The sequence below is a fragment of the Ensifer sp. ENS10 genome (genome assembly GCF_014852025.1).
Taxonomy (GTDB): Bacteria; Pseudomonadota; Alphaproteobacteria; order Rhizobiales; family Rhizobiaceae; genus Ensifer.
This window is the reverse complement of sequence record NZ_JACVAS010000001.1, coordinates 1069510-1083280: the sequence shown is the minus strand read 5'-3', so window position 1 is coordinate 1083280 and position 13771 is coordinate 1069510. Positions and strand designations below refer to the sequence as shown.

The 13771-nt window shown below is 60.6% G+C and carries 14 protein-coding genes and 1 tRNA gene; 10 read left to right on the top strand and 5 right to left on the bottom strand.

Translation table 11 applies throughout. From position 1 onward, the window contains the following. Positions 1–51: 51 nt before the first annotated feature. A tRNA-Ser gene (locus IB265_RS05255) sits at positions 52–141 on the bottom strand. Positions 142–378: 237 nt separating this feature from the next. Next, on the bottom strand, positions 379–2619 hold the full coding sequence (locus tag IB265_RS05250; protein ID WP_057252828.1) for a caspase family protein: 2241 nt from the start codon (positions 2617–2619) through the stop codon (positions 379–381). Positions 2620–2907: 288 nt separating this feature from the next. On the opposite strand from IB265_RS05250, the gene IB265_RS05245 reads away from it, so the two are divergent. The 3 genes from IB265_RS05245 (at position 2908) to IB265_RS05235 (ending at position 5083) form a co-directional block, all read left to right on the top strand. Beyond that, a complete protein-coding gene (locus IB265_RS05245) occupies positions 2908–3264 on the top strand; it encodes a hypothetical protein (RefSeq protein ID WP_057252830.1) in 357 nt (118 codons plus the stop codon). Positions 3265–3462: 198 nt separating this feature from the next. Then, positions 3463–3840, top strand: coding sequence for a PilZ domain-containing protein (locus IB265_RS05240; protein ID WP_057252832.1), 378 nt, complete (start codon positions 3463–3465; stop codon positions 3838–3840). Positions 3841–3967: 127 nt separating this feature from the next. Beyond that, complete coding sequence (locus tag IB265_RS05235; protein WP_057252833.1) at positions 3968–5083, top strand: pyridoxal phosphate-dependent aminotransferase; 1116 nt, start codon at positions 3968–3970, stop codon at positions 5081–5083. 57 nt (positions 5084–5140) lie between these two features. Here IB265_RS05235 and IB265_RS05230 read toward each other — a convergent pair whose 3' ends face one another. Then, on the bottom strand, positions 5141–5407 hold the full coding sequence (locus tag IB265_RS05230) for a sel1 repeat family protein (RefSeq protein WP_057252835.1): 267 nt from the start codon (positions 5405–5407) through the stop codon (positions 5141–5143). A 596-nt stretch (positions 5408–6003) separates the two neighbouring features. Here IB265_RS05230 and IB265_RS05225 point away from each other — a divergent pair. From IB265_RS05225 to IB265_RS05205, 5 genes are all read left to right on the top strand, one after another. Then, positions 6004–6345, top strand: a complete 342-nt coding sequence (locus IB265_RS05225; protein ID WP_057252837.1) for a DUF2147 domain-containing protein — start codon at positions 6004–6006, stop codon at positions 6343–6345. Positions 6346–6647: 302 nt separating this feature from the next. Continuing rightward, positions 6648–6821, top strand: coding sequence for a hypothetical protein (locus IB265_RS05220; RefSeq protein ID WP_093232134.1), 174 nt, complete (start codon positions 6648–6650; stop codon positions 6819–6821). Positions 6822–6898: 77 nt separating this feature from the next. Beyond that, complete coding sequence (locus tag IB265_RS05215; protein WP_162261310.1) at positions 6899–7075, top strand: hypothetical protein; 177 nt, start codon at positions 6899–6901, stop codon at positions 7073–7075. 205 nt (positions 7076–7280) lie between these two features. Then, positions 7281–7601, top strand: coding sequence for a YnfA family protein (locus IB265_RS05210; RefSeq protein WP_057252839.1), 321 nt, complete (start codon positions 7281–7283; stop codon positions 7599–7601). An 83-nt stretch (positions 7602–7684) separates the two neighbouring features. Next, positions 7685–9187: an AMP nucleosidase gene (locus tag IB265_RS05205; protein WP_057252842.1), complete on the top strand. Its 1503-nt coding sequence runs from the start codon at positions 7685–7687 to the stop codon at positions 9185–9187. Positions 9188–9244: 57 nt separating this feature from the next. Here IB265_RS05205 and IB265_RS05200 read toward each other — a convergent pair whose 3' ends face one another. Beyond that, the gene (locus tag IB265_RS05200) at positions 9245–10198 is read right to left on the bottom strand and encodes a lysylphosphatidylglycerol synthase domain-containing protein (protein WP_057252844.1); all 954 of its coding nucleotides are present in this window, start codon (positions 10196–10198) and stop codon (positions 9245–9247) included. Positions 10199–10329: 131 nt separating this feature from the next. Here IB265_RS05200 and IB265_RS05195 point away from each other — a divergent pair, with 131 nt between their 5' ends. Beyond that, positions 10330–11307 carry a glycosyltransferase family 2 protein gene (locus IB265_RS05195; RefSeq protein ID WP_057252846.1) on the top strand — a complete coding sequence of 326 codons (978 nt, stop codon included), beginning with the start codon at positions 10330–10332 and terminating at the stop codon, positions 11305–11307. Continuing rightward, positions 11300–12829 carry a glycosyltransferase family 39 protein gene (locus IB265_RS05190; protein WP_057252848.1) on the top strand — a complete coding sequence of 510 codons (1530 nt, stop codon included), beginning with the start codon at positions 11300–11302 and terminating at the stop codon, positions 12827–12829. The genes IB265_RS05195 and IB265_RS05190 overlap by 8 nt, the downstream gene beginning before the upstream one ends. Here the strand turns inward: IB265_RS05190 and IB265_RS05185 are convergent. Continuing rightward, entirely contained in the window at positions 12766–13689 is a 924-nt protein-coding gene (locus IB265_RS05185) for a diacylglycerol kinase family protein (RefSeq protein ID WP_057252850.1), read from the bottom strand. The two genes, IB265_RS05190 and IB265_RS05185, sit on opposite strands and share 64 nt — an antisense overlap. Between the last annotated feature and the right edge of the window lie 82 nt (positions 13690–13771).

Sequence of the window (13771 nt, the reverse complement as noted above, 5' to 3'; positions counted from 1 at the left end):
ATCACTGAAAACTTAGAAGAAATTGGGGCCGCCTGTGACCCAAAAGAACAGTGGCGGAGAAGAAGGGATTCGAACCCTCGATACCGTTTCCGGTATACTCCCTTAGCAGGGGAGCGCCTTCGACCACTCGGCCACCTCTCCGTTAGCGCCTGACTAGTGACACTCAGCGGCCAATGCAAGATTTTTTTGTCGGTTTCCGGCAATTCCCCCCATTTTCCGTGTGGGCCTGGCCGGCAGGAAGCAAACGTGTGGGCGTAGCGACAGGCCACTCGTGCAGCCAAGTAGGAGTAGCTGGAAAGTTTCGGCGCTTGCCGTCCCCCGATTCTCACAAGCAATAGAAATGGAAACCCGAGATCCGCGAGTCTTGCCTCTCATGCCCTACGATTTGCGTGCGAGACGCTCGATCGCCTGCTGAGTGGCGGCACCGAAGTCGCCGTCAATCGGTCCACCATAGTAGCCGCGGTTCTTAAGCAGCGCCTGCATTTCCTTGCGGAACGCCGGCGTGAAGTTGTTGGGCTGCGTTCGCAATTCTTCCAGCTTGGCCGGGTCGCCGCCCTCGATGCTGGCTGCGGCCCAGCGAACCGCCTCCTTTGCGTCTGCCTTGGTACCGAGGCCGTAATCATAGAGACGGCTCAGATTGCCCATGGCGTAGGCGCTGCCGGCATTCGCGGCCATCTCGTACCAGGTGCGCGCCTGCACATAGTCCTGCGAGACACCGTTGCCGATATCGTAGAACCAGCCGAGCAATGCCATGGAATAAGAATCGCCCATATTGGCCGCCTTCTCATACCAGACCTTGGCTTCGCCATAATTCTGCTCGGTCCCCAATCCGTTCTGATAGGCCCATCCGAGTGACGACATGGCATTGGTGTCGCCGCTTTCGGCTGCTTTCTTGTACCAGGACAGCGATTGCGCCAGGTCCTTGGGCAGGCCGAGCCCCTCCCGATAGAACCAACCCATCGTTGCCATGGCGTTGGCATAGCCCTGATTGGCCGCCTGCTCGTACCACCTGGCAGCCTCGGCATAGTCCTGCGCGATGCCGCCGTAACCCTCACGATAGAGCCAGCCGAGCGACGCCTGGCCGTAGGCGTTGCCGCCTCTCGCCGCCTCCTCGAACATGCGCTTGCCCTGGTCTACGTCCACCGGACCATCGGTCCCATAGACTGAGAACCAAGCCAGATTCGTCAGCGCATACATGTTGCCGCCGTCGGCCGCCTTCCGGTAGTTGCGTCGCGCGTCGACATAATTGCGGCCGGCATCTTGCGCCCGACCCAGCATGTTGACGAGCATCATATCGTCCGGGTTTTCGTTGACGGCCTGGGCGCAGGCGGTCAAAGCCCGCTCGGAATCGAGCTTCAGGAAATTGACCCCGAGGAAGCCCGGCATCGATTGCGGCTCGCCTGCCAGCAGATAGCAATCGCGCGAGGCCTGGGTGTCCTTGCCGGTCGGCGAGACGTTGAGACCCTTTTGCGGCTCGAGCGCCGCGATCTGCTGCTCGGCTTCGGCTTTATACTTGCTGTCAGGATAGCGCTCAATGAAGCGCGTCAGCGCCGCCGCATCGGTCGACTGTTTCAAGGCTTCCCAGGCAATCTCGTCAGGCGTCACGCTCGACGTCTGCTCGGCCTCAGTCAGAAGCTTCAGCTTCTTTTCGGCAAGCATCTTATAGACCGGGTCCGATCCATGCTTGGCCAGGAAGGCGGTTAGCAGATCCTTGTCGGCGAGATCGCGGATGTTCTGCCAGTCGGCAGCCGCCTCGGATTGGCTGTTCGGCGACAGTTGGCCGCCATTGTTAGTGATACTGATGTTCACCTCTTTGATATTGAGGAAGATCTGCGCACCACCGAGCGACCCGTAAACGAACGGCTCCTGGCCGCGATTGGTCACCGACACCACCTCATCGCGTACCTTACCGAGCGCAATGCGGACATCGACGCCGGGTTCGGTCAGGTATTTGGCGAGTGCGGTGGCGAAGGGGCTGTTCTTGCCCTCCCCATCGAGCGCGACCGTGCCAGCCTTGGAGGCAAATGCGACGAGCAGGTCGGCTGATTCCGGTTCGACACGCGCCAGCCCACGCGAAACCGCCCTGGTCGAGATCGAGCGTGTCATGCTCTGTTCAAAGGGATTGTTGCGGCAGGCGTCGAGAATAACGAGCTTGAGTTTGGTGGCGCCTTCGAGCGAACGCTGAACCCGGTCGAGCCCGATCGCCTCGTCCTCCACGTCCTTGTCGGTTTTCAATTGCACGTCGACGGGAAGCAGGAAATTCTCGCCGTTCATCTCCATTCCGTGGCCGGAATAATAGACGATCGCGACTTCGGCGCCGGTTGCGAGATCTTCGAACTCGCGCAACGCCTTCACCATGCCCTGGCGACTAACGTCGTGCACCGTCGTGACGGTATCGAAACCGGCCTCCTCGAAGGAGGCCTTCATCAGTTCCACGTCATTGGCAGGGTTGTTGAGCGGTGACGTCGCTTCATATTTCTCGTTGCCGATCAACAGTGCGACGCGCTTGGCAGCCCACGCATCGGACGCCGACACAAACAACGCCATACAAAGAATAGAGAGCGGCAGCCAATGCCGCAAATGCCCCATGAACATGCCCTTCCCTCCGGCACCGACCATCGTTCTTCGCCTTGCCCAGCTTAAACGACGAACGATGCCCTCACCCATCTGTCCCGCGGAATCACCACATCGGGCGTCCCGGTCATGCCTGACCAAAGTATTACGTATGAGGTGGGGGCTTTCAATGTACGCACGCATCATAATTTATTCCGTGACACGCGCGTTGGCCGGCGCAAGGTCGAAGCAAGTCGATGCACTTAGCTGAAACACGATAGCGGCACGGCCGTCGATTCCATCGACGACAACGTTGCCGAAGGTTGCGAAAGGCTATCGGTCTCGGAGCTTGCCATGTCCATGAAGATGCATGTCGCGGAAGGAAAGCCCGGCCAGCTTGCGACGACCCATCAGCACTACTTCATCGAACGGCCCTGCCGCATCCTCGTCATCGGCCAGCATCTGAAAGCGAAGACCAAATATCAATGCCTGCTGCGCCATATCTCGATCGCCGGCGCAATGCTCGACTTCAACGCGGCAATCTTGATACCCAAACATTTTTTCCTGGAAATCGAGGGATTCAAAGAGGAAATCGGCTGTTCGCAGGTCCATCGCGAAGGCGCAGAGCTTGGCGTGCGCTTCAATATGCTGCTTTCGCCGGACTTCCTGCGCCGGCTGATCCGCATGCAATTTTCAACTGGCGGGATCTGACCCTTCAAAGCAGGCCGTGCGACATTAGATTTTTAGTGATCGATTTCAGGGGATTGCAAGTTTCTTCTGCAAAAGTGATTCTAGCATCGGTGGAAATCGCCCACCGATACAATGTGGGACAAATGAATTGTCCGGGGTCAAGGAATGCGATCAGAAACTGATCGCACCGTCCGACCCGGCACTGGCGGAGAATGACGCATGCAGAACCAGACGATGTACTCCTGCGTCCCGTCGCCTTTCTACGAGCGGCGCTATGAGCGATTCTCCATCGGGCACGCTGGCACGCTGACCGCTGTGCAGCCGGGGCTCGGCAGCGTCTCCGTGCGATCCTGCCGGATGATCGACATTTCGCGTGGCGGCGCGAGCTTTGCCGTCGACACCAACATCGGCCTGCCCCAACACTATTATCTGCATATCGTCGGCACGCCGCTCAGGATCGGTTGCGCCGAGGTCTATCGCAACGGCGAGCGCATCGGTGTCCAGTTCATCAAGCCGATCGAGCAGACCCTACTGCGCGAGATCATCCGGCAAGAGTTCTTCACCGGGCAGGTCAAGAAAGCAAAGCCGCGGCTGTAGTCCGACAATCGGCGCGAAACGAAGAGCACCGGAATTCCTGCAGCTTTTCTCGCGGGAATGATTCCGAATTGTCAAAGCATGCGATAAGTTCCCCGTGACGTTATTCGAACGGGGCCCATTATTCAGCATGTCCGCATTTTCTCGCTTCACGCCGCTCATCCAATCCCTGCCGTCAACAATTCCGTTTGTCGGGCCGGAGGCCATCGAACGCCAGAGGGGTCGCCCGATCGCCGCGCGAATCGGAGCCAACGAAAGCGGCTTCGGCCCCGCCGAAAGCGTGCTCTCGGCGATCCGGGAAGCAGCCGGCGGAACCTGGAAATACGCCGACCCGGAAAACCACGACCTGAAGCAGGCACTTGCGGCCCACCTCGGCACCACGCCGGCCAATATCGCGATCGGTGAAGGCATCGACGGGTTGCTCGGCCAGATCGTCCGCAGTGTGATCGAGCCGGGTATACCGGTCGTCACATCGCTTGGCGCCTACCCCACGTTCAACTACCACGTTGTCGGCCATGGCGGCCGGCTGGTCACGGTGCTGTATGCCGGCGACCGAGAGGACCTCGACGGCTTGCTTGCGGCCGTGAAGCGGGAAAATGCGCCGCTCGTCTATTTCGCCAATCCCGACAATCCGATGGGGAGCTGGTGGCCGGCAGACCGCATCGTCGAGTTTGCCAGGGCCCTTCCGGAAACAACGCTCTTTATTCTGGACGAAGCCTACTGCGAAACAGCGCCGGCCGAATCCCTGCCGGCCATCGATGCCTTGATCGATCGCCCGAACGTCGTGCGCACGCGCACTTTCTCGAAAGCATACGGGCTCGCCGGTTCACGTATCGGCTATGTGATCGCCACGCCGGGCACCGCCCAGGCATTCGACAAGATCCGCAACCACTTCGGCATGAACCGGATTGGTGTCGCTGCGGCGATCGCCGCGCTTGCGGACCAGGAGTATCTGAAAGAAGTGACGGCTAAGATTGCGGCCTCTCGCCAGCGTATCGCTGCGATCGGCACAGAGAACGGCTTGTCGCCGCTCGCTTCGGCCACGAACTTCGTGGCGATCGACTGCGGCCGGGATGCGGTCTTTGCCCGCGCGATCGTCGATACCCTGATGAACGACCATGGCATCTTCATCCGGATGCCGGGAGTGGCGCCCCTTAACCGCTGCGTCCGTGTCAGTACCGGACCGGAAGCGGAGATGGCCCTGTTTGAGGCCGCGCTGCCCGAGGTTCTGAAAAAGCTGGCCTGATCCAGCTTTCAGAGTCCGGCTGTCGGGCGGCGCCCCTCTGGGTGCCGCTCATTTGGTTCAATGAACCGTCATCCATTCGCGAGCGGCGCGCAGAGCTGCGGCGAGATCTGCCTTGCTCATCGTCATCGCCAGATCGGCGCGCAGATCGACTGCACGGTCGCAGCCCTTGATCGCGGCAATGTTCAGCCACTTGTGGGCGGCGACGAGATCGACCGGGCGACCGTGGCCGGTCGCATAGGCCAGACCCATTTCACAGAAGATTTCCGCCTGGTTGTCACCACCCATCGCGGCATCCGAAGCAATCTGCATATCAAAGCGTGCCATTGTCTTGTCCCTGTCTTGCCTGGTTGGTTCTTCCGAAGCGGCCCGCCCGTTTGGGGCGGACCATGCTCCAGATCAGCACTTGTTTTGGTCCCTGTTCGACCTTGCCTCTTTGCGGGCCTTTCCGGAGCGCGCCGTCTTTTTGCAGCGTCGTCTTCGGTGGTTTTTCGGAGCGTTTTTGTCCGCTCGTCTTATGGCTCCAATATGCAGCAGGGCTTTCAATGCGCGCTTAAAATGCATGCTTAATTTGCGACAAACAAAGTTCAAACACTTGGTAAACTTGAGTTTTTGTTAAACATCGGAAGTCCGGGAATCCGGCGCATTCGCTTCAAAATTTACGAAAAATTCAACTGCCGATTTCAACCAAACGCTAACCACGAAAAGATCGACGGTGGCAGAGCCGCCAGGATTTCCTAGATTTCGACCTGCTTGAAACGGCCAAGAAAAAGCGGCAAAAGCCGCCGTTTGGCTTGTTTACCTTTACGTGCGCGTAAGCTATCGTGCGCGCGGCAGTGAGGAGACTGCCTTTTTGCATACGAGGACATCTAAAGCTGCCGGCGGAGCGGACCACGCCGGCAGCCTCGATCTGGAGGACTGGAATGTTACGTACCTTGCTCATGACCGCGACGCTCGCCCTTGGCATTGCCGGGACGGCGGCCGCGGCAGAACCGATCGTCGGCAACTGGAAGACCGCAAGCGGCGCGACCGCGGAGATTGTGCCTTGTGGCGGAGCCTTTTGCGTGACGCTGAAGACCGGCAAGCATGCCGGCAAGCGCATCGGCAACCTCGCCGGTACCGACGGCAGCTATTCGGGCGAAATCACCGATCCGGATACCGACAAGACCTATAGCGGTTCTGGCGCCGTCAACGGCAATTCGCTGAAGATGAAGGGCTGCGTCCTGAAAGTGCTCTGCAAGTCACAGACCTGGACGCGCCTCTAAGCGCGCGATACGGCGGCACCGGACACATTGACGAATTGAAAGGGCGGCCATCGGCTGCCCTTTTTGCATGTGCGGTCCATGGACTTCGCTGTTACGCGACCGTTCGCAGCGCCGCCCCCTTGGCTCCTCCTTGCGCACCCACTGTGATCGCGCCGGTCTCGATCTCCCGGTCCGTGCAGCGCGGCTCGCCATGCAACCGAAGATGAACGCCAGATGAACGGACATCTCAGCATCAATTCAGTTTGGGTGTGCGAAAACACACTCAATCGATTTGAACCTGCCTCCAAACAACGGACAGAACCATGGATATCCTTGCTCGGCGCCTCACCATCATCAGCCTTCTGATGGTCGTTTTCGCTGTAACTCTCGCCGCTGCCGTCAGCGCGGACACCGAACGTCGCCGCACCAATACCTATCTCGGTTCGCTGACGGATTGCACCGCGCATACGGCGCAATACTGCCAGGCCAAACTCTAACCCGGGACGAGACGGGCTACGCCCTGCTCCGCCGCCAAGTGAAACCGATCACCGCGTGATCTGATGGAGAAACGAACATGCTGGCCGCTCTTTCGACATCCGCGTTTCTCTCGCTGCGCGTGCTTGCACTGGCCGGCCTGCTGATGGCACCGGTTGGAGCGCTTGCCTACTCCAAGGCCAACGGTGCCGGCATCGGCAAACAGGGCGCGGGCCTCGTCCTCTTCGTCACCCTGCAGCGTCAATCGATGACGTGAGGCGGGTGCCACCCGATCGGATTGCATGAAAGGGGCGCTCGCGCCCCTTTGTTCTTTCCGACTTGCGCTTGGCGTCCTCTCGCACCTGCAGCGTCGTGCTTCTTTTAAGATACGCCAAGGTTGCTGCAGCACTTTGAGTTTCTGCTTGTTTCCCCTAATTGGATACGATTGTGGGATTCGCCACAACAGCCCCTTGTCAGCCCCGATGCCCGCCTATCTCGTCTATACGCTTGCCGCCCTTGCCGAAATCGCCGGCTGCTTTGCCTTCTGGGCGTGGTTGAAGCTCGATAAATCCATCGTCTGGCTTATTCCAGGCATGGCCTCCCTGGCACTTTTCGCCTGGCTCCTCACCTGGATCGACAGCGAAGCTGCGGGCCGCGCCTACGCGGCCTATGGCGGCGTCTACATCGCCGCGTCGCTGCTCTGGCTCTGGCTTGCCGAAGGGGTCAGGCCCGACCGCTGGGATCTGGCCGGCATGACCATCGCCCTTCTCGGCAGCGCGGTCATCCTCGCGGGCCCGCGTTGAACCGATGACCTGAGGCCGCAGCGCGGTTGTGCAAGCCAATATCTTGTCGTTTGCTTGTCAGAAGCCGCAGCCTATAATGCGACATGAACAAGCGAATCTCTTCACACTCCGTCCTTTCCGTCGCAACGCCTGAGCCTTTCGAGCCGCAATACTTCGACGATCCTGCGGCTGCTGTCGATTGCCTCGAGGCGCTCTACGAGCGCAATACCCGGTTCCTCTGCGAAGCGTTCGAGGGCCTGGGCAAGTCCGATGAGCCCCTCACCCGCTATCGTGCCTGCTACCCGCAGGTCAGCATCGAGACGAGCAGCTTCGGACATGTCGATTCCCGCCTGTCCTTTGGCTATGTCAGCGCGCCCGGCGTCTATACGACCACGATCACCCGGCCGAAGCTTTTCCGGCACTATCTGAAGGAACAGCTCGGGCATCTCATACGGAACCACGGCCTCGGCGTCACCGTCTCGGAATCGGCAACCCCGATCCCCCTGCATTTTGCCTTTGGCGAGGGCGCCTATGTGGAGGCGTCGGCGGCAAACACCATCGACATTCCGCTGCGCGATCTGTTCGATGCGCCTGACCTGACGACGACCGACGACGAGATCGCCAACGGCTCCTACGAGCCGGGCCCCGGTGAACCCTCGCCGCTTGCGCCCTTCACCGCTCAGCGCATCGACTACTCGCTGGCGCGGCTCAGCCATTATACCGCGACGAACGCCACGCACTTCCAGAACTTCGTGCTCTTCACGAACTACCAGTTCTATATCGACGAGTTCTGTGCCTGGGCCCGCCAGCAGATGGCCGAAGGCGGCAACGGCTACACGGCCTTCGTCGAGCCCGGCAACATCATCACGCCCGCCGGCGCCGACAAGCCGGAGACCGACTATACGCTCGCACGGCTGCCGCAGATGCCCGCCTATCATTTGAAGAAGAAGGGGCACGGCGGCATCACCATGGTCAATATCGGCGTCGGCCCGTCCAACGCCAAGACGATCACCGACCATATCGCTGTGCTGCGCCCGCATGTCTGGCTGATGCTCGGCCACTGCGCCGGTCTTCGCAACAGCCAACGCCTTGGTGACTACGTGCTCGCGCATGCCTATATGCGCGAGGATCACGTTCTCGACGACGACCTTCCGGTCTGGATCCCCTTGCCGGCGCTCGCGGAAGTGCAGGTGGCACTGCAGGACGCCGTTGCCGAGGTCACCGGCTACCGGGACTACGACCTCAAACAGATCATGCGCACCGGAACCGTCGCAACCATCGACAACCGCAACTGGGAACTTCGCGACCAGCGCGGCCCGGTCAAGCGCCTGTCGCAGGCCCGCGCCATTGCGCTCGACATGGAATCGGCGACGATCGCCGCCAACGGCTTCCGCTTCCGCGTGCCCTATGGAACGCTGCTCTGCGTATCGGACAAGCCGCTGCATGGCGAATTGAAGCTGCCGGGCATGGCGACCGCCTTCTACAAGACACAGGTCAGCCAGCACCTGAAGATCGGCATCCTTGCGCTGCAGAAGCTTGCGGCCATGCCGCCGGAGAAGCTGCATTCCCGCAAGCTCAGAAGCTTCTACGAAACCTCGTTCCAGTAACCATTGGAATTGCGCAATTCCGGACGGAAAACTGCTTCACACTTTTCCTGGAATTGCTCAGCGCCGTCTCCCGAGCGCCATCGACAGCATCGTGCCCGCCACCGCGGACACGATGATCAAGAGATGTGCGTTGACGCCGGCCGCCGCGAGTTGTTCCACTCCGGCGCGATCGGCGCCAGCGCCGAAGGACACTGCCCCGGCCGCGATCGCGGCCGGATAGGTGCCGACGCCAGCGGGCGCATGCATCGGCAGCACCGAGGAAAGTTCGCCGCCGAGGGCACCACCGAAACAGGCGGCCAGCGGCGCAACGCCCATGAAGGCCAGCACCCAGGCAAGGACAAGCACCTTGACCGCCCAGTTGAGGATGGTCATGCCCCAGGCGCGCAGGAACGCGACGATATTGGCCGGGACGCCCGCCTCCAATTCGTCGACAATGACATCGAGCTTTGTCGGCAACAGCCGACGCGCCAGCGCAATCACTTGATCCTTCAGCAGGAAGAAGAGAAGCGGCGAGACGAACGCGGCAAGCCATGCAATCCACAGCGCGGCTGATCCGCGGCCGATGACGAGGCCGACGGCCGCAACGACGAGAAGGGCGTGCAGGTCGAGCAGGCGCATCACCAGAAGAGCGGACGTGCCGCGCGCGAGCGGCACGGAAAACTCCGAGCGCATCAGCAGCGGAAAGCTCGTTTCCCCGGCACGAAACGGCAGCATGATGTTGAGGAGATTATGGACCTGGGTGACGCGAAACAGCGGCAGGAAGCGCCCCGCCGTTTCGTTCGGGAAGTAATCGTAGATGCGATAGCAGCGAATGAAATAGGTTGCGACAAGCAGCACCAGAGCCGAGACGGCGGAACTGAAGCCGATCTCGGACCATTGCCTCAGCAGCGCCGGCCATCCCCAGAACCATTCGACGAAGGCCGCATAGGCCGCAATGGCACCTGCCGAAAGTAATGTCATCCGGTTGCGGGCGAACCAGGATCGCCGATCGGACTCGCAATCCGAAGTCATCAGGTCTCGATTTCCCGTGTTGAAACGCAAGATTGAACGTTGGTTATCACTGATAACTGTGCAAGAAAACGGTTATGTAGCCCAATCCAAATCTTGCGGCATTGTAAGCGCCGCATGTACGAGCTGTTCCTATGTACCCCATTGAACTATCCGTCGTCATTCCCGTGTTCAACGAAGAGGACAGCGTCCAGCCGCTGATCACACGTGTCCGCGATGCGCTGGCGAACTTTCCGTCTCCGTGGGAACTGATCCTCGTTGACGACGGCAGCACCGACCGAACGCTGGCAAATGCAAGAATGGCTCTTTCCGATCCGGGCCTCGATCTCAAGATTGTCGAATTGCAGAAGAACTTCGGGCAAACGGCAGCGATGCAGGCCGGCATCGACGCTGCCGCCGGGCGCCTGATCGCCACGCTTGACGGCGACCTGCAGAACGATCCGGCCGATATTCCCGAAATGGTCAAGGCGATCGAGGAGCGCGAGCTCGACCTGTTGGTCGGCTGGCGAAAGAACCGGCAGGATGGTCTCCTGCTCAGGAAGATCCCGTCCTGGTGCGCCAATCGCCTGATCGGCAAGATCACCGGCGTCAGGCTGCATGACTATGGCTGCAGCCTGAAGGTCTATCGCACCTCGGTCATCAAGCAGGTGAAGCTGATGGGGGAAATGCACCGCTTCATCCCCGCCTGGGTCGCCGGCGTGGTGCCGAGCAGCCGCATCGGCGAGATGCCCGTTACCCATCACGCACGGCAGCACGGCCAATCCAAGTATGGGATCTCCAGAACCTTCCGCGTGATTCTCGATCTGCTGTCGGTGCTCTTCTTCATGCGTTACAAAGCGCGCCCAGGGCACTTCTTCGGATCGATCGGGCTTGCGACCGGCGCGCTCAGCGCGCTGATCCTGATCTATCTCGGCTTCGACAAGTTCATCCTCGGCAACGATATCGGAACGCGACCGATGCTGATCGTCGGTGTCATGCTGTTCCTTTCGTCCGTTCAGCTCATCACGACAGGCATTCTCGCTGAGATGATGGCGCGAACCTATTTCCGCGACGACGGTACCACCAACTACATCGTGCGGCAGGTCTTCGTCCGGGACCCGGCCGATGCTTGACGTCGTCAATCGTCGGCCAAACACCGTCGTTGCGCTGATCGCCGGTTACTTTCTGCTCTGCATCGGCTTACGCCTCGCCATTTCCACATCGCTCGAAATCGACGAGTCGGAACAGGCCTTCGTCTCGCAGTTCCTGATGCTCGGCTATGGTTCGCAGCCCCCGTTCTACAATTGGCTGCAATACGGGCTGACCTCGGCCTTTGGGCCGTCGCTTGCGACGATGACGGTGCTGAAGAATGGGCTCCTGTTTCTGTGTTGCCTCTTCTACGGCCTCGCAGCACGCGAGGTCCTCAGCGATCGACGCCTGACCGCGATCGCAACGGTCGGCGTGCTGACCTTTCCGCCGATTTTCCTGCTCGCACAGCGCGACCTTTCGCATACGGTCGCGGCACTGTTTGCCGTATCGCTGTTCCTTTACGCTTTCGTCCGGACGATGACGCGGCCAAGTCTGTTCGCCTACGTCCTGACTGGAGCGGCGGTCGGCATCGGCGTCATCTCGAAGTACAACTTCGCACTCGTCCCAACCGCCGCGATTCTTGCGATCCTGCCCGAGCCGAAGCTTCGCGCCCGGCTCTTCGACTGGCGCATTCTGGTTGCGATCGCCGTCTGCACACTGATTGCGCTGCCGCACGGCTACTGGATTCTCGAAAATCTCGGCGCCGCCTCGCGCAATACCCTCAATGAAATGGGAACGGCCCAACAGACGAGCTACCTGACGAAGGCGCTCAAAGGGATCGTTGCGCTGGTAGCCGCCACGCTTCGCGGCGCCGCACTTCCCCTGATCGTCTTCGCTCTCGTCTTCCGCAAGGACCTGCCGACGATCTGGCGCGCCGAAAACCACTGGACACGCGTCGTCGGGCGCATGTTGCTGCTGTGCCTCGGCGCCGTGCTGCTGATCATGCTCGCCGTCGGCGCCACCCACATGCGCGAGAAATGGCTGGTTCTCTTTCTCGTCCTGCTGCCGCTTTACCTGGCCCTCAAGGTGGAGGCTTCCGGCGTCGACACCACACGCAGCGTTCGCCCCTTCCTGCTGCTCGTCGCCTTCATCATCGTCACCACTTTGGTGGTCGTCTCGGCACGCGCGGTTGTTCGCCCCTGGTTCGGCAAATTGTCGAGGCTCAGCATTCCCTATAGCACCCTTGTCGATACCGTGGTCCGACAGGAGGGAGCCGAGCCGGCGATGGTCATCGCCGCGGACAAGCTGCTTGGTGGCAATGTGCGCACGCGCCTGCACGGTGCCAAGGTCTTCGTCCCCGGCAACAGCAGCAGCTCTCCGATCGAGCATCCGGCCGGACCGCTCCTCGTGGTCTGGAGCGACAACGGCAAGCTCGATGCTCAACCACCTGAAGGGCTTCTCGACATCTTGAAGTCGCTCGGCGTGCCGGAGGCGGCGATGAAGCCGCAGCAACTCGCCCTGCCCTATCTCCACGGCAATCTGCCGGATCGCTATGGCTTCGGCTACTTCTGGATTACCGACCCGTCGCGGTCGGCGCCGACGAGCAACTTGAGTTCGCCCGGGTGAATGCGAAGCGCGACGTCACGGCCCATCGGCAGGAGCTCCCCGTCGATGACGCAGTTGATCTTGCGTTCTACCTTGGGAAAATGCAGATCGAGCGCATGGCCGCTCATGGCGGTAATCAGCGGGCTGTCGCGGAATTTGCCGCGCATCACATCAAAGGCGAGCTTGGCCACGCCCGGCGGGCTCAGGGGCGGCGCCGTGTAGAAGCCGAGATGGCCGGCTGTGACATCGTCGGCATACATCAGCGTATCGCGGCCGAACGGATTGTTCGAGACTGAAACCGCCGAAACATGACGGCTCTCCTTATGGCCGTCGACGTCGAACTCGATCTCGAAATCGGGCGGATTGAGAATCACGCCTACCGCGGCGCGGGTGCTTGCGGCGATTTTGCCTGCCCTCGAACGAAAGCTGAAAGACTCGCGATAGCGCACCATGCGGGCATGCAGGCCCATCGAAAACTGATGTACGAAGGCCCGGCCATCAGCGCTGCCGATGTCACCGTCGATGATCACGCCATTCGCCAGCACCTCCGGAACCTTCCAGATATCGAGCGGCAGCTTCAGCGTGCGGGCAAAAAGGTTCATCGTCCCGGCGGGAACAACGCCGAGCGGCATGCGGTTTTTCCAGGCGACCCCGGCAGCAGCCGAGATCGTGCCGTCACCGCCGCCGGCGATTATCGCATCGAGGTCATCGCGGCGGCATGTGCGCTCCAAGGTCTCGCGCATCTCGCTTCCGGAAACCGTCGCAATTTCGATCTGGTGGCCGGCGGTATGGAAGACCTCCTCGACCTTCCGGCCATAGGCCGCCATATCCGTCGTGCGGAAGGTTCCGCCTTCACGATTGAAGATCGCCGTGATTTTCATGAATGGGTCACTGACTCCGTTGCCGCGGCAAAGCTGCTCACCGCGATCAGATAATCGCGATTGCGGCCAATTCCAGAACCTT